Consider the following 18,501-nt stretch of genomic DNA (forward strand, 5'->3'; position numbering starts at 1 on the left):
CATTGTCGTCGGCCAAACGTCCAGTGTGCCCTACCGCCCGGCGATCACGTTCAGTCGTCCGCCAGCTCCGCGACTCCCGTGACGCGGTGCAGCGGGTATGTCCGCACCTCGTCCGCGGTGTGGTCGAACGCCGTCACGAAGCCGCCCTCGACCTTGATCGGAGCGATGACGCGCTGGCTGGCGGAGCCCTCGGCGTTGACGTAGCCGATCCACAGGGTCTCGCCCGTCAGGACCGCGGCCTGCATCGTCGCGAGGGTCTCGGCGGAGCTGGTGCGGGGCAGGTCACCGCCCGCCGCGGGGTTGCCGGACGGTTTGCGCGGGGTCGTGGCGGCCAGGTCGCCCGCGCGGATCGCGCGGATCGCGGCCGACAGCAGGGTCGCGTCCGGGGCCGGCGGACCGTCCGGGACCGGCTCGGGGGCCGTGCGCGGCGGGGTGCGGTGGGCGAGGGCGCGGGTGATCAGCACATCGCCCTCCGCCGACTCGGCGGCCGGGGCGTACCCCATCGCGCGCAGGCCCTCCAGCAGCGTCGCCGGGTCGGCCTGGGCGGCCAGCACGGTGGGCGCGAGGCGCCGCAGGCGCAGGGCGCCGGCGCGCTTGTCGGCGAGGATCTCGTTCAGGAGGGTGTCGTCGTCGCAGCGGACGTACGCCGACGCGGCGCCGACCCGCAGATGGCCGTGTCTGCGGGCCACGTCGTCGATCAGATACGCCAGCGGCTGCGGCACCGGGGTGCGCGAGTGCGCGGTCAGGAAGGCGTGCAGGTCGGCGGCGGCGCGGCCGGCGTCCAGGGCACGGCGTACGGAGGCGGGCGTGAACCGGTAGACCGTCGCGCCACCCTTCGACTCCACGTCCGCCAGCACGCCCAGCATCTCGGCCAGCGGCCGCTCCAGCGGACCCGGGGCCACCGCCGTCAGGTCCGCCTGGAGCAGCACGTGGTCCAGCGGCTCGGGCAGCAGCGGCGCGAGCAGCCGGGCGGCCGAGGCGGAGGCGACCGCCTGCTCGGGCGGTGAAAGGGGTTCGAGGGGCGCGTGCGGGCGGTGATGGTGATGGGCGGGGAGCTTGTCGCCCGGGCCGGAGAGAGCGGGCGACACGGCGCTCGGGGCGGGTGCCGGGGCCGGTGCTCCCAGCAGGGCCCGGCCCTGTGCCGACAGGGCGCCGCGGCCGGTCACACCGAGCAGCTCCGCCTCGGACAGCGTCCACCGGGCGAGCCGGGAGCGCAGGTCGTCGTCGCTCTGCTGGGCGCCGCGCAGGGGCCGTTCCCAGCGCAGCCGCGCCAGCACGGAGTCGGCGGACGGGGCGGCGCCCTTCGGCAGCCCGGCCAGCAGGCTCAGCACCCGGTGCCGTACCTCGGGCGCGGCCGAGCGGTCCAGGCCGGGACCCAGCGCCGACAGCGCGCGGTCCTTCGCGTCCCGCCCGCCGACCAGGCCCGGCGTCCGCGTCGCCGTCAGCCACGTCTCGGCGAGCCGCGCCCAGCGCTCGGCCGGGGGCTGCTCCAGCCACTCGTCGTAGGCCGGAGTCGCCGCGTACCGCTCGTCGGCCTCGCCGTCCGAGGCCAGCAGCCCCGCCGCGTAGGCCAGTTCCACCCAGAACGCGGCGACGGGCTCCGGCAGATCGAGGGCGACCGCCGTCCGCTTCAGGTCCCGCACACTGAGCCCGCCGGCCCGCAGCACAGCGGGCCCGCCCTCGTCCCAGTCCTTCAGCAGCTCCTCGACGGTCGCGAGGGCGGTGTAGGCCTGGCCGGCCGCCGTGGCGTCCACGATCTGCGGTCGGTGCGTCGCGGCCGGTTCGACCGGCGGCGGTACGGCCTCGGTCGCGCGGTGGGCGCGGCCCTCGCGCAGATGCAGGGCGACCTCGCGGGGCAGTACGACCGTGCCGGGCGCCGTCGGCAGGAGCAGTCCGCGGTCCAGGAGCCAGCGCAGGCGGGGCGCCGGGTCGGCGGTGACCTGCCCGTACGGTGGCCCCCACACCAGCCGGGCCAGCACCTCGTGGGACTCCTCCGAGGCCTCGTCGAGCAGCGCCGCCATCCGCTTCCGGTCCGTGAACAGGGCGGTGAGCGCGGTCGCGGCGGAGACCGCGTCGTGCGTCGAGGGGAGCCCGGCGGCGGTGACGATCTCCTGGATACGGCCCGGCGACATGCCCGCGGTCGCCTCCTGCACCGCCGGGCCGAGTCCGGTCGGCGACGGGTGCTGCGGCGACGGGGCGAGCACCTCGCGGGCGGTGCGCACGAGACGCAGACAGTCGTCGCCGCCCCACACCAGGGCCTGCTCGCGCAGCGTGCCGAGAGCGTGCGGAAGGGCGGCGGCGACGGCCGGGTCCCCGGCGTCACCGGCCATCAGCCGCAGCAGGTCCTCGTACGACGCCGGGTCCGCCACGGCCAGTGCCTCCGCCGTCTGCAGGGCGAACCGGTCCAGCCGCTCCAACGCGCGTAGCACCGAGGCACGGGTGCCCGCCCGGGTGGCCAGCTGCGTGAGGTCGGTGGGGACGGGGGTGATGAGGTCGGGGCGGCTGCGCAGCAGCGCGGCCAGGGAGGCGTCGTCCTTGACACGGAGCGCTTCCGCGAGGGAGCGGGGCCGGTCCTCGGTGCTCATCTGCCCAACGGTAGCCTCCGGCGGCTCGGCCGACGATGTGCGGGACCCCGCTTCGGCTGTGACGCCGGATTGTGCGAACCACGCGATAACGTCACCAGCGGAGTTCAACGGCCACACCCCCGGAGGGACTTCGTGGGTATCGAGAGCGACCAGGTTGTCTACGAGTATCTGAGCCGCGTCGGAGACGTGGCGCAGCAGCGACAGTTGCCGTCGTCCGTGCGGATGCGGCTGGTGTCCCAGCTGCGGAACGAGATCGACCGGGACCGTGCCAAGGTCACCGTCGACAGTCCCGCGGCCGTCCGCCGCATCCTGGAGCGGCTCGGCACCCCGGACGAGGTCGTCACCGCCGCGGGCGGCACCGCCGGTGCGCCGCAGACGCCGTCCGCAGCCGTGCCCGTACAGCCCGCGCCGCGCGAGTCCCTGCCGAAGGGGTTGCGCCGGGTCGTACCGCGGCCACGCCCCGCCGATCCGGCGCCGGACGCGGACGCGCTGTCCCCGCCGCACCTCGCCGGCGAACACGAACTAGGCGGCCCCGCCGTGCAGCCCGACTGGTGGCGGACGGACGGCCGTGCGTTCGACGCCGGGGACGGGGTGCCGGGCTTCGTCGGGGGCGTGGAGATCCCGGAGCTGCTCAAGCCACCGCCGCCGAAGGGGAAGGAGCCGGTCATCGAGGACACCGAACCCCCGACCGAGGCCCCGGCACCGTCCAACCGCCGCCGTCTCTCCCTCCCCCGCCCCGCCACGGGCTGGACCAACCCCCTGCTGCTGCTCGCCGCCGCGGCCCTCGTCGTCGGCGCGGTCCTCGGCAACTGGTTCGCGCTGATCCTCGGCTGGCTCATCGCGTACGGCTCCCGCCGTCTCACGCCTATGGAGACCAAGTGGGCCGTCCTGGTCCTGCCCGGCCTCGCGCTCACGGCGGGCGTCGTCTGGCTCTGGGGCCGTACCGACGGCCGCTGGGGCACCCCCATCCCCGAGGGCCACATGAGCGACGCCCTCTCGGAAACCTGGCCCTGGGTGGTCCGCGGCGCGGCCATCGCCTCGGCCCTGTATCTGGTCTGGCGCTCACAGCGACGCCGCTAGGGCCTGTTGCGGAAGTCCCGCCTGCCCCGCGACGCCATGCACGCTCCCCCACTGCCTGAAGGGCGTGGGAGGTGCCCCCACTCGCCGCACCGGGCACAGACCCGAGTACGTCCAGTACGAGGGCCTGCACCCGGCACGCCGAGAGCACGCTCCCCCACTCTCGGCTTCGCTCGAGCGGGGGGACCCCCACGACGCCGCCGGGCCCGCCCTTCGGACGGACGACGGGACTTTCGCAACAGGCTCTAGCCGGCAGGCGGGGTCGCCGAGCTCACAACCCCGTCCGGCCTGGCTGCCGTACCCCCTGGGCACAATGGCCGATATGACTGCTCCCGCGCTGACCGTCGGCTTCGACCTCGACATGACCCTGATCGACTCCAGGCCCGGTATCCACGCCACCTATCTGGCGCTGGCCGAGCGGACCGGGACGTACATCGACGCCGACCTGGCGGTCACGCGGCTCGGGCCGCCGCTCGAGGAGGAACTGGTCCACTGGTTCCCGGCCGAGCAGGTCGCGCCCATCGCCGATCTCTACCGCGCGATGTACCCGGCGCACGCGATCACCGGCACGCTCGCGATGCCCGGCGCCCGGGAGGCGATCGCGGCGGTCCGGGAGGCCGGAGGACAGGCGATCGTCGTCACCGCCAAGCACGAGCCCAACGCCAAGTTGCACCTGGAACACCTGCGCATGGACGCGGACGCCGTCATCGGCGACCTGTGGGCCGAGCGCAAGGCGGAGGCGCTGCGCGCGCACGGCGCGGCTGTGTACGTCGGCGACCACGTGGGAGACGTACGCGGCGCCCGCACCGCAGAGGCCCTGTCCGTGGCCGTGGCCACCGGCCCCTGCGACGCGGACGAACTGCGCACGGCGGGCGCGGACGTCGTCCTCGCCGACCTGTCCGCGTTCCCCGCCTGGCTGTCTGCCTACCGCGAGGCCTCGCGCGCCTGACGCCGCCCCGCCGCCATCGACCGCAGCACGCCCGCGCCGGCGACGAGGAAGCCGACGCCCATCAGCATGCTGAGGCCGAACATGTACGTCGGAAAAGGCTTCGTACCGAAGAACAGCGGGGCCACGGTGACGAGAGTGGCCAAGGCACCGATGAAGAAGACCACGGCACCGGCGCGGATCAGTCCGTCGCCGGGCCCGGCGGAATTCGTTTGGGTTTTGTCACGCACCGGACCAGGGTAGTTCCCAGCGCGAAGGAACAACCGGGCGACGTCTTGTCACCAGCCCGAAGACCATTGGCCTTGGTACCGGCGGGTCATGGTGGACCCGCCCGAGTGCTATCCAGAGCAGTTTTCCGACGAGAACGAGGACGAGGACTGACGTGCCTACCGGCAAGGCCAAGCCGGTTACCTAGGCACAGAGGATCGGTACGCTCCTTCCGTGACACCTGGTCTCCGCTACCTCTCATGCCTCAGGCTCTCTGCCGACTCTGACGGCTCCATATCGATCGAGTGGCAGCGTGGCGTGATCCGCCACCACGTCGCCTCTCCGCTCCTGTCCGGCGTCCTGGTGGGCGAAGCAGAGGACACGGACGTCTCAGGCTCCCTCTCCCCGTTCAAGCGTCCCAAGCTGGGGAAGTGGCTTACTTCCAGGGCCGATGAGTTCGACGTGATCATTGCAGCCAAGATGGACAGGCTTACTCGCCGCTCGATGCACTTCAATGAGCTACTGGAGTGGGCGCAGCGGAACGGCAAGTTCATCGTGTGCGTGGAAGAGGGGTTCGACCTCTCGACTCCACAGGGGAAGATGATGGCGCGCATGACGGCCGTCTTCGCTGAGGCTGAGTGGGACACGATCCAAGCCCGCATCATCAACGGCGTACAGACACGTCTAGAGAACCGTTCGTGGCTCACAGGTGCTCCTCCAACTGGCTACCGCATCAAGGCAGTTGAAGGGGGGAAGCGCAAGATCCTGGAGATTGACCAGGACTACGCCCCCTATGTGGAAGAGATCTTCCAGCGAGTCACTGAGGGACAGTCCACACACCGGATTGCCCGAGACTTCAACTCCCGTGGAATCCTCACGTGGGGTGACCATCTCAGGAAGCTCAAGGGGGAAGCCACCAAGGGAACTCAGTGGCAATCCACGATCATCAACAAGTTCATCCGTTCCCCTTGGGTGCCAGGGATCTACACCTACAAGGGAGAGGCTGTATTGGATGACCAGGGAGAGCCCGTAATTCTCCCCGAGAAGCCTCTAGCGTCCATGGACGAATGGACAGACCTGGTGGACAGGATCAAGCCCGCTCCCAAGGCAGAGGGAGCCCCTACAGGGAGCCGTAACGGCGCTAAGAGTCTCCTGTCCGGTGTTGCTCACTGTGGGGAGTGTGGAGCGCCGGTTACCTCTCTTCTGAGCTCTGGACACACCAGGAAGGACGGTACGAAGGTTGCCGGACACAGGTATTACCGCTGCTCCAACAAGTTCAAGGGTGGAGCCTGTGCACAGGGTCTCTATGTCCGTGCAGACGCTCTAGACGCATGGGTTGACCAGGAGATCCGGGGGAGCGTCGGTCAGTGGGACATGTACGAGAGGGCAGGAGTAGGACCCTCTCAGGCAAGGGAACTCCAGTCGGCTAGGACACGTCTGGAGAAGCTGGAAACTGACTTCCTGTCAGGAGAGTACGACGGAGAGGGACAGGAAGAGTCCTACAAGCGCATGCACAAGAGCCTTTCAGGGAAAGTGGCTCTCCTGGCAAAGCAGGAAGAGGAGAGGGCTCACCCGACACTGAAAGCCACAGGAAAGAAGTACGGGGAAGTCTGGGAAACCAAAGACCAGGAAGACCGTAGGGAGTTCCTGAGGACGTATCAGGTCAAGGTCTGGGCTTGGGACAAGGGAACAGACGAGAGCGCGGCAGGAATGGTCATGGACATGGGAGACATTCAGACCATGGCTGAAGAACTGTCGCTCTCACTTCCTGGAAAAGGCAAGATGACAAGGCAATTGATCAGCCATAACGTACCGGGGGAACATCGGTTCAAGGTTCTCTGAGAGCCGCTGGTCGCCGTTGGCCGTCTTGGTGATCGCCGGACCAGTCCTCCATGACCAGCAGTTACCCGACGAACCTGCGGCTGTTTCCATCTGCTGGCTCTCGATCCTGTCTGCCGGCAGTGAGAGGGGAGTGGGAGTGCCGTCGGTGACCAGATGCGCTCGCTTCCCCTCTGGTCCGCTCCAGGGCAACCGCCGTACGACGCTACGCTCTGCCATGCCGACTCCAATCCAGTCGGTAGGCCCCCAGTTGATCGCTGCCTGATCGCTGGGGGCCGCTTCATGTTTGGGCTCACCAGACTACCTCCGTATCTGACTACCTCGGTAGCGCACGGAGTGATTCCCTCGCACGCTGAATAGGTGGAGATCAACAGGGCAGAGCCGCATTGGCCGCAGGTAGCAGAGGAGATCCGGCGCCGTATCCGCGCTGGCACGTACGCCCCTGGTGCACGTGTGCCTGGCACTGTTGCCCTTGCTGCTGAGTTCGACGTGTCGCAGTCAACTGCATCCCGTGCGCTGGCCAGACTCCGCGCTGAGGGACTCGTGTACGTGGTCAGTGGCCGTGGCTACTTCGTCTCCGAGCCCTAGGGAGCAGCAGAGATACTGCCGTTTGTGCTCCTGTCCTGGTGGGGAGACGGCCGGTAAGGTTGTTCAACGGCAGTTCAAGGGCGTCCAGGAGCGTCCGGGACCGATCGAGGGAGCGTGTGCTTTGCCGACTGGCAAGGTCAAGTGGTTCAACAGCGAGAAGGGCTTCGGCTTTCTCTCCCGTGACGACGGCGGTGACGTCTTCGTCCATTCCTCGGTCCTTCCCGCCGGAGTCGATGCGCTCAAGCCGGGCCAGCGCGTGGAGTTCGGCGTGGTCGCCGGCCAGCGCGGTGACCAGGCACTCTCGGTCGTCATCCTCGACCCGACGCCCTCGGTCGCGGCCGCGCAGCGCAAGAAGCCGGACGAGCTGGCCTCCATCGTGCAGGACCTGACGACCCTTCTCGAGAACATCACGCCGATGCTGGAGAAGGGCCGTTACCCCGACAAAGCCTCCGGCGGGAAGATCGCCGGCCTGCTGCGGGCGGTCGCCGACCAGTTGGACGTCTGACCGCCAGGGAGAACTGGTAGGGGAATCCGCTAGGGGAAAACCAGTGCCTGAGCGCCGAGGGGCGGCACAAGCCCCTCGGCCGCCGCACGGGTGAGCAGGCCCCGCACCGCCGCGTAGCCGTCCTCGCCGAGTTCCGACGTGAACTCGTTGACGTACAGCCCGATGTGCTGGTCGGCGACGGCCGGGTCCATCTCCTGGGCGTGCTCCATGACGTACGGGCGGGAGGCCTCCGGGTCGTCCCAGGCGGCGTGCACCGACGTACGGATCGACTCGGCCAGCCGCGTCAGCGTGTCCGCGCCCAGCGACCGCTTGGCGATGATCGCGCCGAGCGGGATCGGCAGTCCGGTCGTGTTCTCCCAGTGCTCGCCCATGTCGGCGAGCTTGTGCAGCCCGTAGTTCTGGTACGTGAAGCGCGCCTCGTGGATGACGAGCCCCGCGTCGACCTTCCCGTCCCGCACGGCCGGCATGATCTCGTGGAACGGCATGACCACGACCTCGCCGACCCCACCGGGGACCGTGTCCGCGGCCCACAACCGGAACAGCAGATAGGCCGTCGACTTCTCGCTGGGCACCGCGACCGTACGGCCCGTCAGATCCGCACCCGCCTCCCGCGTCAGCACCAGCGGCCCGCAGCCACGCCCCAGCGCGCCGCCGCACGGCAGCAGCGCGTACTCGTCGAGGACGTACGGCAGCACCGCGTACGACACCTTCAGCACGTCGAACTCACCGCGCTCGGCCATGCCGTTGGTGATGTCGATGTCCGCGAACGTCACGTCCAGCGCGGGCGCGCCCGGGACGCGGCCGTGGGCGAGGGCGTCGAAGACGAAGGTGTCGTTCGGGCAGGGGGAGTAAACGATCCTCAGGGGCTCAGTGGTCATGTGGGTTCCAACTCTCCAGTGCGGGCGCGAACTTCCCGAAGCCCTCGGTGAGGGCCGCGAGGGCGTCGCCGATGCGCCAGGCGGTGCGGTCGCGCGGGCCGACGGGATTGGAGACGGCGCGTATCTCCAGAACGGGCACGCCGTGCGCGGCGGCCGCCTCGGCCACCCCGAAGCCCTCCATGGCCTCGGCGAGGGCGCGGGGGTGGCGGGCGCGGAGCCGGACGGCGCGGGCGGCCGTCCCGGTCACCGTGGACACGGTCAGTACGGCCCCGGAGCGCGCCCCGGTGGCCGCTGACACGGTTCGTACGAGTGATGTGGGCGGACGGTGGCTGACGGTCCCGAAGCCCAGCTCGGTGACCGGAAGGAAGCCGTCGGCCGTCTCGGCGCCCAGGTCGGCCGCGATGATCTCGTCGGCGACGACGAGGGAGCCGACGGGGGCGTCCGGCGCGAAACCGCCGGCGATCCCGGCGGCGACGACCAGGTCGTAGGGGGTGCCTGCCAGGGCGGCCGCGGTGAGCGCGGTGGCGGTGGAGGCGGCGGCGAGGGCGGGGCCGACACCGGCGGCGAGGAGGTCGTAATGGCCCGTTCCGCCGATCCGGTGGAGCGTCGCCCCCGGCAGCCGTACCTCCGCCGTCTCCGCCGTGAACGCACGGGCCACCGCGTCCCGCTCGGCGGGGACCGCGGTGGCCACGAGGACATGCACGGGGGACGTGATCAGGCGTCCTTCTCCAGCTTGAAGGACCACAGACCCTTGACCGTCTTCTCGCCCTCCTTGATGGAGACCGTGGTCGTGTTGCCCTGCGCGCCGTACTGCGCGTTGAAGAACACGCTGCCCGGGATCGTGCGGTAGGTCTTCGTGCTGGAGTCGGTGAGGGGCTGACCGTTCATCAGGATCGTCCAGCCGCTGTCGGCGATCGACGGGTCGACGCCGAAGCGGACGGTGTCGTCCGGGTCGACCTTGATCGACTTGATGTCGGTGTTCTTGATGCACTCGGCGAGGGCGGCCGTGTCCAGGGCGTCACCGTCGTTGTAGCAAGTGGCTTCGGAGTTGACCGAGTTCGTGCCGACGGTGATCGTCGCGATCGGGGTCGGCTTTTCGCAGGCCGACAGGACGAGCAGTCCGGCGGAAACGGCGCCGGCAACGGCGACCGCGCGGCGGCGTCGCACAACGGATTGCATGGTCATGGCCGAAGGCTATCTGGCACCTCGGGCAGACCGCCTACGTGGGGTGCGGCGTGCCCGGTTCGTTACGCCACTCGCGGTCCTGCCCGGCCGCCGTGCCGCGCCGAGGCCAAGAGTCCCCGCAGGGTCGCAAGCCAGCCCGCGGCCACGATGACGGCGGCCACCGACAGGCCCAGCGTGCCGTTGAGCGGCATCACGATGCCGACCGCGCCGCCGAACACCCACGCCATCTGCAGCAATGTCTCCGAACGGGCGAACGCCGACGTCCGCACCAGCTCCGGCACGTCCCGCTGGATCAGCGCGTCCAGGGACAGCTTGGCCAGCGCCTGCGCGAACCCGGCGACCGCGGCCAGACACGCCACCAGGAACGCGCCGAAGAACAGCGCCGCGACGATCGCCGTACCCAGCACCACCGCTACCACCGTCACGATGATCACCTCCGGCGCCCGCGATCTGAGCCACGCCCCGACCGCCGTGCCGAGCGCGTTGCCCGCGCCCGCGGACACGCCCACGATGCCCAGCGACACGGCCGCGCTCTCGCCGGTCAGCGGGTGCTCGCGCAGCAGGAACGCGAGGAAGAAGATCAGGAAGCCGGACAGACAGCGCAGGGTGGCGTTGGCGCCGAGGGCGTGCGTGACGGCGGGGCCGACCGTGCGCAGTCCCGGTCGCTTCACCGGCCCCCGGTGCGGACCGTGCAGATGGTCCTCGTCGGCGGCCAGCAGGGCGACGGCCTCGCCCTTGGCGGAGTCGACCTTCGGCGGCAGGGAGAAGGACAGGAACGTACCCGCCACGAAGATCACGAAGGCGCCGTAGAGCGGCCAGGGATCGCCGATCGCGTGCAGCCCCGCCCCGACCGGCGCGGCCACACCGGTGGCCAGCAGCCCGGCGAGGGTGACCCGCGAGTTCGCCTTCACCAGGGAGAACCGCGGCGGCAGCAGCCGGGGCACGACGGCGCTGCGGACGACGCCGTACGCCTTCGACGCGACCAGGACGCCGAGGGCGGCCGGATACAACTCCAGACTCCCGCTGGCGACCGCTCCGGAGATGATCAGTGCGAGCAGGGCGCGGGCGAGCATCGCGCCGGCCATCGCGGCGCGACGGCCGTGCGGCAGCCGGTCGAGGAGCGGGCCGATCACGGGCGCGAGGATCGTGAACGGGGCCATGGTGATGGCGAGATACAGCGCGACCCGGCCGCGGGCCTCGTCCGTCGGCACCGAGAAGAAGACAGTGGAGGCGAGCGCGATGGTGACCATGACGTCACCGGCGCCGTTCACGGCGTGCAGCTCGATCAGCTTGCCCAGCCCGGACTCGCCGGCGCCGTGCGCGTGCGTGGCCCTGCGGATGCCGCGGGCGGTACCGGTGACGGGAAGGTGCAGGGCACGGCCGACGGCGCGGACGGCACCGCTCACCCGGCCCGCACCGCCACCTCGACTGCTTCCCCGGACCCCGCCGACCCCGGCGGCGCCCTGGGACGACCTCGCGGCTGCCACGACGTTCATAGTGCCCTGAGTGGCGCGTCAATAGTGCGGTTACGGCGCGCATGGCGCCCGACTTTGCGGCCGTCCGTCACAGGTGGGCGGGCGGGAAACAACGCCGCGAAGCGGCGAAAGGACCGTCGGTGTAGGCCAAGCGCCAGCGAACAGGTAGCGTGCGTATCTCAGCCATCCCGCAGAATGGATGACAGAGGTGCGCCCGAGCGCGATCGGACGCGGACGTCGATGCGGCCCACAGGTCCGCTCCGTCCGTCCCACCGCCTTGAGGCAGGCGTACCCGTGAGACGGCGTAGGAGAGAAGCGATACCTGTGAGCGCAGCGACAACGCGAAGCCGCACCCCCGACCGCTTGTGCGCCGAGGCGGTCGACCTTGCCCGCGCCGCGGCCGAGGAGGCCGCCGCGCCAGGTGTGGTCGGCGAGCACTCCGGACTCGTGTCCGAGGGCGACCGCGTTGTCACGCACTTCTTCGAGTGCAAGGAGCTCGGGTACCGCGGCTGGCGCTGGGCGGTGACAGTGGCCCGCGCGTCCCGCGCCAAGGTGGTCACGCTGGACGAGGTCGTCCTCCTGCCCGGCTCGGACGCGCTGCTCGCGCCGGAGTGGGTGCCGTGGAGCGAGCGGCTGCGCCCCGGTGACATGGGCCCCGGCGACCTGCTGCCGACCGAGGCCGAGGACCTCCGCCTGGAGCCCGGCTACACGGGTGACGACGACCCGGCCCCCAATTCCCCGGTGTCGCACGAGATGGCGGAACTGGTCGAGGCGGAGGACGCGGAGGTCACCTCGGGCGTCCCGGCGGCGCTCCCGGCCGCGCCTACGCGCGGTTCGATCGCCGCGGTGGCCGAGGAACTGGGCATGCGCCGCGCCCGCGTCCTGTCCCGGTACGGCCTGCATGTCGCCGCCGACCGCTGGGAGGACGCGTTCGGCCCCAAGACCCCGATGGCCCAGGCGGCCCCCGCGGCCTGCGTCAGCTGCGGCTTCCTGCTTCCGCTGGGCGGCTCCCTCGGCCAGGCCTTCGGAGTCTGCGCGAACGAGTTCGCCCCGGCCGACGGCCGCGTGGTGTCCCTGACCTACGGCTGCGGCGGCCACTCGGAGGCAGCGGTCATGCCGAAGCCCCCCCAGCCGGCGGCCCCGGTGATCGACGAAACCCGAGTCGACCCCTTCCCGCTTCGCCCGTCCCCGGACTCGGGCTCGGTGTCAGCGGTGGGCGACGAGGAGACGGCGGAGCTGGGGCACTCGTAGAGGGGGCACAGGGTGTCCGGTCGGGTTCCGTGGCAACGAGCTACCTGAGGCCGCGCTCCTCCAGTTCGTCCGCACACTCTTGAAGCACGGCCACCGACTGGGCAACGAAGTCGGGTCTCCCGGTCGGCTGCGGAGTCTCGCGCGCCTCGGCGCGGTCCCGTTCGATCTCGTCCGCGATTCGCTCGCAGTCCACGGCGGCCGTATCGACCGCCGTTTCGCGCGGCGTCGGCTTCTCGGTGGCTGGTCCGGCGTTGAGTGCGGAGGTCGCGGCGAGTCCGCCGAGGCACAGCAGCGCCCATACGGCGACTATCCAGGCGCGGGCGCTCAATGGACGACCGGACCGGCCAGGGCGCCAGTGGCGATGGTCAACGTCTCTTCCCCCTCCGCGGAGCACGGGGCGCCATTCTGCCGCAGGGGACCGACACCGCGCCTGGCCCGGCTTACTTCCCGGTGCCCACCGGGTCCACCGTGATCGACGGGCCGGCGTCTTCGGAGACGGGGACGTGGATGCTGACCGGCAACGTGTGGGAGTGGGTCTCGTTGGGCGGGTGACCCCCCGCCCCGCATGCCGCACCCGCCTCCGTCCGCATGCCGCGGCAGCGCCCGCCAGGGGGTACCTTCGTCCTCACGTCGACGAGGAGAGGGAACGTGAGCAAGTTCGTGCGGCCGGCGCCCGAGGGCGCCGATCCCTTCGGCACGGCCCGGCTCCGCCGTGGCGTCCTCGACGCCTGGGCCACCAGCCCCGCCCGCTTCCGCGAGGACGCCAACGCCGAGGAGGACCTGGTTCTCGGCGGCTACCGCGACCGCCTCATCGTGGAGCTCGCCCAGAACGCCGCCGACGCCGCCGCCCGCGCCCACACGCCGGGTAGCCTTCGCCTCACCCTCCGCGACGGCGTCCTCTTCGCCGCCAACACCGGCGCCCCGCTCGACGCGGCCGGGGTCGAGTCCCTCGCCACCCTTCGCGCCTCCGCGAAACGCGACGCCCCCGATGGCCAGACCGGCCGCTTCGGCGTCGGCTTCGCCGCCGTACTCGCCGTCACCGACGAACCCGCCGTCGTCGGCCGGCACGGCGGCGTGCGCTGGTCCCTGGCAGAGGCCCGCGAACTGGCCGAGGAGACCGCCATCCACGGCCCCGGCCTGCGCGACGAGATCCGCCGACGCGACGGACACGTACCCCTCCTCCGCCTCCCGTTCACCGCCGAGGGCACCGCCCCCGACCCGTACGACACCGTCGTCATCCTCCCGCTGCGCGACACCGCCGCCACCGATCTCGCCGAACGCCTCCTGGACAGCGTCGACGACGCCCTCCTCCTCGCCCTGCCGGGACTCGAGGAAGTCGTCGTCGAGACCGACACCCTGCGCACCCTGCGCCGCCGCACCGACGGCACCACCACCGTCGTCGAGGACTCCCGCGACGGCACGACCCGCTGGCGTACCGCCGCCGCGCACGGTCTGCTCACCCCCGACCTGCTCGCCGACCGCCCCGTGGAGGAGCGGCTGCGCCCCCACTGGTCGGTCACCTGGGCCGTACCCATCGACGAGGACCAGCGGCCGGTTTCGCCCCGCACCGCCCCCGTCGTGCACGCCCCCACCCCCAGCGACGAGCCCCTCGGCGTGCCCGCCCTGCTCATCGCCTCGTTCCCGCTGGACACCACCCGGCGGCACGCCGCGCCCGGTCCGCTCACCGACTTCCTGGTGCAGCGGGCGGCGGACGCCTACGCCGAACTCCTCGCCGGCTGGCGGCCGGTGACCGACAGCATCATCGGCCTCGTGCCCGGCCCGCTCGGCAAGGGCGAACTGGACGGGGCGCTGCGCCAGGCGATCCTGGACCGGCTGCCGCGCACGGCCTTCCTGCCGCCGGCCATCGAGCCCAAGGGTGCCGACGACCTCCCCGAGGCCCTGCGCCCCCGTGACGCCGAGGTCGTCGAGGGCGCGGGCAGCGACACCGTGCGCGTCCTGGCCGAGGTGCTGCCCACCCTGCTGCCCGCCGGCCTGGAACGCCGCGTCGGGCTGCGCACCCTTGGTGTCGCCCGCCTTTCGCTCGCCGACGCGATCGACCGCCTGGCCGGTCTGGAGAAGGACCCGGACTGGTGGTACCGGCTGTACGACAGCCTCGCCGGCGTCGACCCCGACCGGCTGTCCGGGCTGCCGGTGCCGCTTGCCGACGGGCGTACGACCATCGGGCCCCGCCAGGTCCTCCTGCCCACCTCGGACACCGCCCGTATCGATCCCGAGGTCCTGGCCCGGCTCGGCCTCAAGGTCGCCCACCCCGACGCCGCCCACCCGCTGCTCGAGAAGCTGGGCGCCCTGCCCGCGACCCCGCGCGCCGTGCTCACCACCCCGCAGGTGCGCGCCGCCGTCGCCGCCTCCCTCGACGACGGTGCGGTGGCCTGGGAGGAAGACGCCCCGGACGCCGAGGAGTTGGCCGACACCGTCCTCGCGCTCGTGCGCGACGCGGGCCTCGAACCCGGTGACGAACCCTGGCTCGGCGCCCTCGCCCTGCCCGACGAGGACGGCGAACTCGCCCCCGCCGGTGAACTCGTCCTCCCCGGCAGCCCCTTCGCCCAGGTCATCCGCGAGGACGAACTGGCTGCGGTGGAAGCTGAGTTGGCCGAGAAGTGGGGCGAGCAGCCGCTGGCCGCGTGTGGCGTCCTCGCCGACTTCGCGCTCGTACGCGCCACGGACGTCGTCCTCGACCCCGACGAACTGGAGCCCCGGGAAGGGGACTTCGCCGAACCGGACGACGCCGGCCTGCTCGACGCCGTGGACGTGTGGTGCGAGGACATCCTCGACCGCTTCCCGGACACCCCCGTACCCCCGGTCGCCACCGAGCTGGTGGCCGTGCGTGACCTCGACCTCGTCGACGACGGCCACTGGCCGCAGGCCCTCGCCCTGCTGGCCCGCCCGCCGCTGCGCGACGCGCTCACCCAGCCGGTACGGATCCTGCTGCCGGACGGCACCCACGAGGTCGTACGGCCGTACACCGCATGGTGGCTGCGCGGGCACCCGGTGCTCGACGGCCGCCGCCCCGCCGGTCTGCTGGCCGCGGGCGGCGACCCGCTCCTGCACGGCCTGTACGACGAGGCGGACGCCACAGGCTTCGAGGACGAACAGGTGCTGCGCGCCCTCGGCGTCCGCACCTCCGTGGCCGCGCTGCTGGACGAACCCGGCGGCGCCGCCGAGCTGTTGGAGCGCCTGGCCGATCCCGAGCGACCTGTCGGAGCTGCTCAACTGCACGGTCTGTACGGCGCGTTGGCCGACCTGGATCCGGAGCAGGTGACCCTGCCGGACGATCTGCGGGCCGTGGTGGACGGGCGGGTGGAGGTGGTGGACGCGGCGGACGCCGTGGTCGTCGACTCACCCGACCTGCTGCCCTTCACGTCCGGTGTCCCGCTGCTGCCCGTACGGCCGTCGCGGGCCGCCGAGTTGGCCGAGTTGTTCCAGGTGCGGCGGCTGAGCGAGTCGGTCACCGGGTCGGTGGACTCCGAGGGCACGGAGCACGCCGTACCGGAGTCGGTGCGGGTCCTGCTCGGCCCGCGCACTCCGGACACCTACGTGGAGCACGAGGAACTCGTCGTCGACGGCGTTGAGATCGACTGGCGCCTCACGGCCGACGGCACCCTGCACGCGGCGACCCTGGAGGGCGTGGCCGCGGGCCTGGCCTGGGCGGCCGGCCAGTGGCCCCGCCGCTTCGAGGTGGCCGCGCTGCTGGAGGACCCGTCCCGCACGGAGGAGTTGGCGCGGGACCGCTGGTTCGACTGAGCCGGACCGCGGCGGGTTCGGACACCTTCCGTACGGGCTCCGTTGGCCCGGCCGTAACCTAGATGACGCGCACACAAACTCTCCACCTTTCGTACAACTATCCACAGCCGTCGCGGATCTGATCATCTGAGTCAACAGACTCCACGATCACGTGGGTCCTCGGCGTAGGCGAGTCGTAGCGAACGTCCGCAGCCGGGCCCCGCTCTCCATATGGGGGAACGCATGCGCATTCGTGCCACCGTGGCCGCCGTCTCCGGCGCCCTGGCCCTCTCTGCCTTCGTCGTGCCGGCCGCGCACGCCGACAACGGCACCTCGTTCAACCACGACAACCTCGTGAAGGCCGCGCAGGCCGCGCACCACGCCGCCGGCAAGTCCGCGTTCAGCACGGCCACCCCCGCCGACACGGGTGAGCCCTACGCGCTGGACCTCTCCTTCTCCAACGTCAAGATCAACAACGGCAAGTCGATCAACGCGGGCACCACCACCCACACCACGGCCCCCGTGACCTACACCGTCACGCACGCCGAGGGCATCGACGTCAACGCGGCCGACTTCATGATGGACGTGGAGATCTACCGCGGTTCGTTCGACAACCCGGTCAACGTCCTCTTCGGCGACGACTTCCCCACCTGCACCGTGGTCTCCGCGACCCAGGACAGCTGCAAGGGCACCATCGACGTCTACGCGGGCATCGAGCTGACCAACGCCGACGCGACCAAGTGGACGGCCGTCGGCTTCGCGATCGACTGGAACGACCAGGACCCGAACTCCGACAACATCGACTGGAGCAAGGTCGGTTACATCGACCAGGACGCGCTGGCCACCACCAGCCTCAAGCGCCTGACCAAGGCCACGGCCGACGGCACGCCGGAGCCCGTGGTGAAGGGCAAGACCATCACCGTCAGCGGCAAGCTGACCCTGGCGAACTGGACCGACCACAAGTACCACGGGTACGCCGGTCAGTCGGTGCAGCTGCAGTTCCGCAAGAAGGAGTCCACCACCTACAGCACGGTGAAGACGGTCAAGTCGGACTCGGCGGGCAACCTGAAGACCACGGTCACGGCGTCCGTCGACGGCTACTTCCGCTACTACTTCGCGGGTGCCTCGTACAGCGCCCAGGTCGCCGCCACGGGTGACTACGTCGGCGTGAAGTAAGCGGCGCACGGGCTGTTCCGGCCCTTGCCACGGCCCCGGGGGGACCCGGGGCCGTGGCGTTTCCTCTGCATTCGGTCATGCGCGTGCAATCTCCGGCCACGGGCTCGTCATCCGTGATCAAAATCTGCCGCGGCGGCCCCGCAGCCGTACAACCCCCGCCCCCGGTCGTTGATCTGATCGCGTGAGTCAACAGACTCCACGATCAACTCGGGCCCCGCGCCCCCCTTTCTCCACCTGGGGAACTCCATGCGCATTCGCGCCACCGTGGCCGCCGTCTCCGGCGCCCTCGCTCTGTCCGCCCTCGCCGTCCCGGCCGCGCACGCCGCCACGGCCGCCGCGGCGCCGGCCGTCACCTTCTCCAACATGAAGGTCAACAACGGCAAGGCCGCCACCGAGGGAGCCACCACCACCCTGAAGCTCCCGGTCACGTACACCGTGACCCACGCAGCCGGCCTGGACCTCAGCACCATCCAGAACGGCCCGCTGATCTACCGCGGCACCTCCCCGCAGGACTACACCGCCGAGATCATCAGCGACGCCCCCGGCACCTGCACTACCGCCTCCACGACCACCCTGAACTGCAAGGCCACCATCACCGTCCCCGCCTCCGAGCTGTACAACTCGGACGCCGGCACCTGGAAGTCGGGCGGCGTCGCGGTCGACACCAAGACCGGCGGCCAGAAGTGGCAGGGCGACCTCGGCACCATCGCCATCCGCCGCCAGGCCAAGCTCACCACCGACGCGACACCGGAGCCGGTGAAGAAGGGTGGGACCATCACGGTCAGCGGCAAGCTGACCCGGGCCAACTGGGAGAGCGGGACCTACGTCGCGCTCGGCGGCCAGTCGGTCAAGCTCCAGTTCCGCAAGAACGGCACCACCACCTACACGACCCTCAAGACCATCACGTCGTCCTCCACGGGCGCCCTGAAGACCACGGTCACGGCGTCCGTCGACGGCTACTACCGCTACAGCTTCGCGGGCATCGCCACGACGTCCTCGGTGAGCGCGACGGGCGACTTCGTCGACGTGCAGTAGCCCCGCGGGTTCT

The 18,501-nt window shown here is 71.2% G+C and carries 16 protein-coding genes; 9 read left to right on the forward strand and 7 right to left on the reverse strand.

Going from position 1 to position 18,501, the window contains the following annotated elements:
* Positions 1-50 precede the first annotated feature (50 nt).
* Complete coding sequence (locus ACFYXB_RS28850) at positions 51-2,585, reverse strand: helicase-associated domain-containing protein (protein WP_389587268.1); 2,535 nt, start codon at positions 2,583-2,585, stop codon at positions 51-53.
* Positions 2,586-2,717: 132 nt separating this feature from the next.
* Here ACFYXB_RS28850 and ACFYXB_RS28855 point away from each other — a divergent pair, with 132 nt between their 5' ends.
* Positions 2,718-3,665 carry a hypothetical protein gene (locus tag ACFYXB_RS28855; RefSeq protein ID WP_389587270.1) on the forward strand — a complete coding sequence of 316 codons (948 nt, stop codon included), beginning with the start codon at positions 2,718-2,720 and terminating at the stop codon, positions 3,663-3,665.
* Between the two features lie 310 nt (positions 3,666-3,975).
* The gene (locus ACFYXB_RS28860; protein WP_389587272.1) at positions 3,976-4,611 is read left to right on the forward strand and encodes an HAD family hydrolase; all 636 of its coding nucleotides are present in this window, start codon (positions 3,976-3,978) and stop codon (positions 4,609-4,611) included.
* On the opposite strand, the gene ACFYXB_RS28865 is transcribed toward ACFYXB_RS28860, so the two are convergent.
* Positions 4,587-4,838, reverse strand: a complete 252-nt coding sequence (locus tag ACFYXB_RS28865) for a hypothetical protein (RefSeq protein WP_351363418.1) — start codon at positions 4,836-4,838, stop codon at positions 4,587-4,589. The two genes, ACFYXB_RS28860 and ACFYXB_RS28865, sit on opposite strands and share 25 nt — an antisense overlap.
* A 211-nt stretch (positions 4,839-5,049) precedes the next feature.
* On the opposite strand from ACFYXB_RS28865, the gene ACFYXB_RS28870 reads away from it, so the two are divergent.
* The 3 genes from ACFYXB_RS28870 (at position 5,050) to ACFYXB_RS28880 (ending at position 7,747) form a co-directional block, all read left to right on the forward strand.
* The gene (locus tag ACFYXB_RS28870; protein ID WP_389587274.1) at positions 5,050-6,657 is read left to right on the forward strand and encodes a recombinase family protein; all 1,608 of its coding nucleotides are present in this window, start codon (positions 5,050-5,052) and stop codon (positions 6,655-6,657) included.
* A 357-nt stretch (positions 6,658-7,014) separates the two neighbouring features.
* Positions 7,015-7,242: a winged helix-turn-helix domain-containing protein gene (locus ACFYXB_RS28875; RefSeq protein WP_389587276.1), complete on the forward strand. Its 228-nt coding sequence runs from the start codon at positions 7,015-7,017 to the stop codon at positions 7,240-7,242.
* A 121-nt stretch (positions 7,243-7,363) separates the two neighbouring features.
* Positions 7,364-7,747, forward strand: coding sequence for a cold-shock protein (locus ACFYXB_RS28880; protein WP_351345793.1), 384 nt, complete (start codon positions 7,364-7,366; stop codon positions 7,745-7,747).
* A 29-nt stretch (positions 7,748-7,776) separates the two neighbouring features.
* Here ACFYXB_RS28880 and ACFYXB_RS28885 read toward each other — a convergent pair whose 3' ends face one another.
* The 4 genes from ACFYXB_RS28885 to ACFYXB_RS28900 all read right to left on the reverse strand — a co-directional run bounded on the left by ACFYXB_RS28885 (position 7,777) and on the right by ACFYXB_RS28900 (position 11,297).
* Positions 7,777-8,625 (reverse strand): 1,4-dihydroxy-6-naphthoate synthase, encoded by an 849-nt coding sequence (locus ACFYXB_RS28885; RefSeq protein ID WP_389587279.1) that lies wholly within the window; start codon positions 8,623-8,625, stop codon positions 7,777-7,779.
* Complete coding sequence (locus tag ACFYXB_RS28890) at positions 8,615-9,328, reverse strand: futalosine hydrolase (RefSeq protein WP_389587281.1); 714 nt, start codon at positions 9,326-9,328, stop codon at positions 8,615-8,617. The genes ACFYXB_RS28885 and ACFYXB_RS28890 overlap by 11 nt, the downstream gene beginning before the upstream one ends.
* Positions 9,329-9,339: 11 nt before the next feature.
* The gene (locus ACFYXB_RS28895; protein WP_389587283.1) at positions 9,340-9,810 is read right to left on the reverse strand and encodes a DUF2771 domain-containing protein; all 471 of its coding nucleotides are present in this window, start codon (positions 9,808-9,810) and stop codon (positions 9,340-9,342) included.
* Between the two features lie 62 nt (positions 9,811-9,872).
* The gene (locus tag ACFYXB_RS28900; protein WP_389587285.1) at positions 9,873-11,297 is read right to left on the reverse strand and encodes an MFS transporter; all 1,425 of its coding nucleotides are present in this window, start codon (positions 11,295-11,297) and stop codon (positions 9,873-9,875) included.
* Positions 11,298-11,609: 312 nt separating this feature from the next.
* Between ACFYXB_RS28900 and ACFYXB_RS28905 the strand changes: the two genes are divergently transcribed.
* Complete coding sequence (locus ACFYXB_RS28905) at positions 11,610-12,536, forward strand: DUF3027 domain-containing protein (protein ID WP_389587287.1); 927 nt, start codon at positions 11,610-11,612, stop codon at positions 12,534-12,536.
* A gap of 40 nt (positions 12,537-12,576) precedes the next feature.
* Here ACFYXB_RS28905 and ACFYXB_RS28910 read toward each other — a convergent pair whose 3' ends face one another.
* Complete coding sequence (locus ACFYXB_RS28910) at positions 12,577-12,864, reverse strand: hypothetical protein (protein WP_389587289.1); 288 nt, start codon at positions 12,862-12,864, stop codon at positions 12,577-12,579.
* A gap of 320 nt (positions 12,865-13,184) precedes the next feature.
* Between ACFYXB_RS28910 and ACFYXB_RS28915 the strand changes: the two genes are divergently transcribed.
* From ACFYXB_RS28915 to ACFYXB_RS28925, 3 genes are all read left to right on the forward strand, one after another.
* Positions 13,185-16,298, forward strand: a complete 3,114-nt coding sequence (locus tag ACFYXB_RS28915) for a sacsin N-terminal ATP-binding-like domain-containing protein (RefSeq protein ID WP_389587291.1) — start codon at positions 13,185-13,187, stop codon at positions 16,296-16,298.
* A gap of 222 nt (positions 16,299-16,520) precedes the next feature.
* Positions 16,521-17,453 (forward strand): hypothetical protein, encoded by a 933-nt coding sequence (locus ACFYXB_RS28920; protein ID WP_389587293.1) that lies wholly within the window; start codon positions 16,521-16,523, stop codon positions 17,451-17,453.
* 246 nt (positions 17,454-17,699) lie between these two features.
* Positions 17,700-18,488: a hypothetical protein gene (locus ACFYXB_RS28925; RefSeq protein ID WP_389587295.1), complete on the forward strand. Its 789-nt coding sequence runs from the start codon at positions 17,700-17,702 to the stop codon at positions 18,486-18,488.
* Positions 18,489-18,501 lie beyond the last annotated feature (13 nt).

Source organism: Streptomyces sp. NPDC002619 (assembly GCF_042889305.1).
In the GTDB taxonomy this organism is placed as follows: Bacteria; Actinomycetota; Actinomycetes; order Streptomycetales; family Streptomycetaceae; genus Streptomyces.

Bases quoted from the DNA above. Each gene is read 5' to 3' on its own strand.
- ACFYXB_RS28920 (WP_389587293.1), top strand. From the start codon at position 16,521: ATGCGCATTCGTGCCACCGTGGCCGCCGTCTCCGGCGCCCTGGCCCTC.
- ACFYXB_RS28850 (WP_389587268.1), bottom strand. From the start codon at position 2,585: ATGAGCACCGAGGACCGGCCCCGCTCCCTCGCGGAAGCGCTCCGTGTC.
- ACFYXB_RS28925 (WP_389587295.1), top strand. From the start codon at position 17,700: ATGCGCATTCGCGCCACCGTGGCCGCCGTCTCCGGCGCCCTCGCTCTG.
- ACFYXB_RS28885 (WP_389587279.1), bottom strand. From the start codon at position 8,625: ATGACCACTGAGCCCCTGAGGATCGTTTACTCCCCCTGCCCGAACGAC.
- ACFYXB_RS28860 (WP_389587272.1), top strand. From the start codon at position 3,976: ATGGCCGATATGACTGCTCCCGCGCTGACCGTCGGCTTCGACCTCGAC.
- ACFYXB_RS28895 (WP_389587283.1), bottom strand. From the start codon at position 9,810: ATGACCATGCAATCCGTTGTGCGACGCCGCCGCGCGGTCGCCGTTGCC.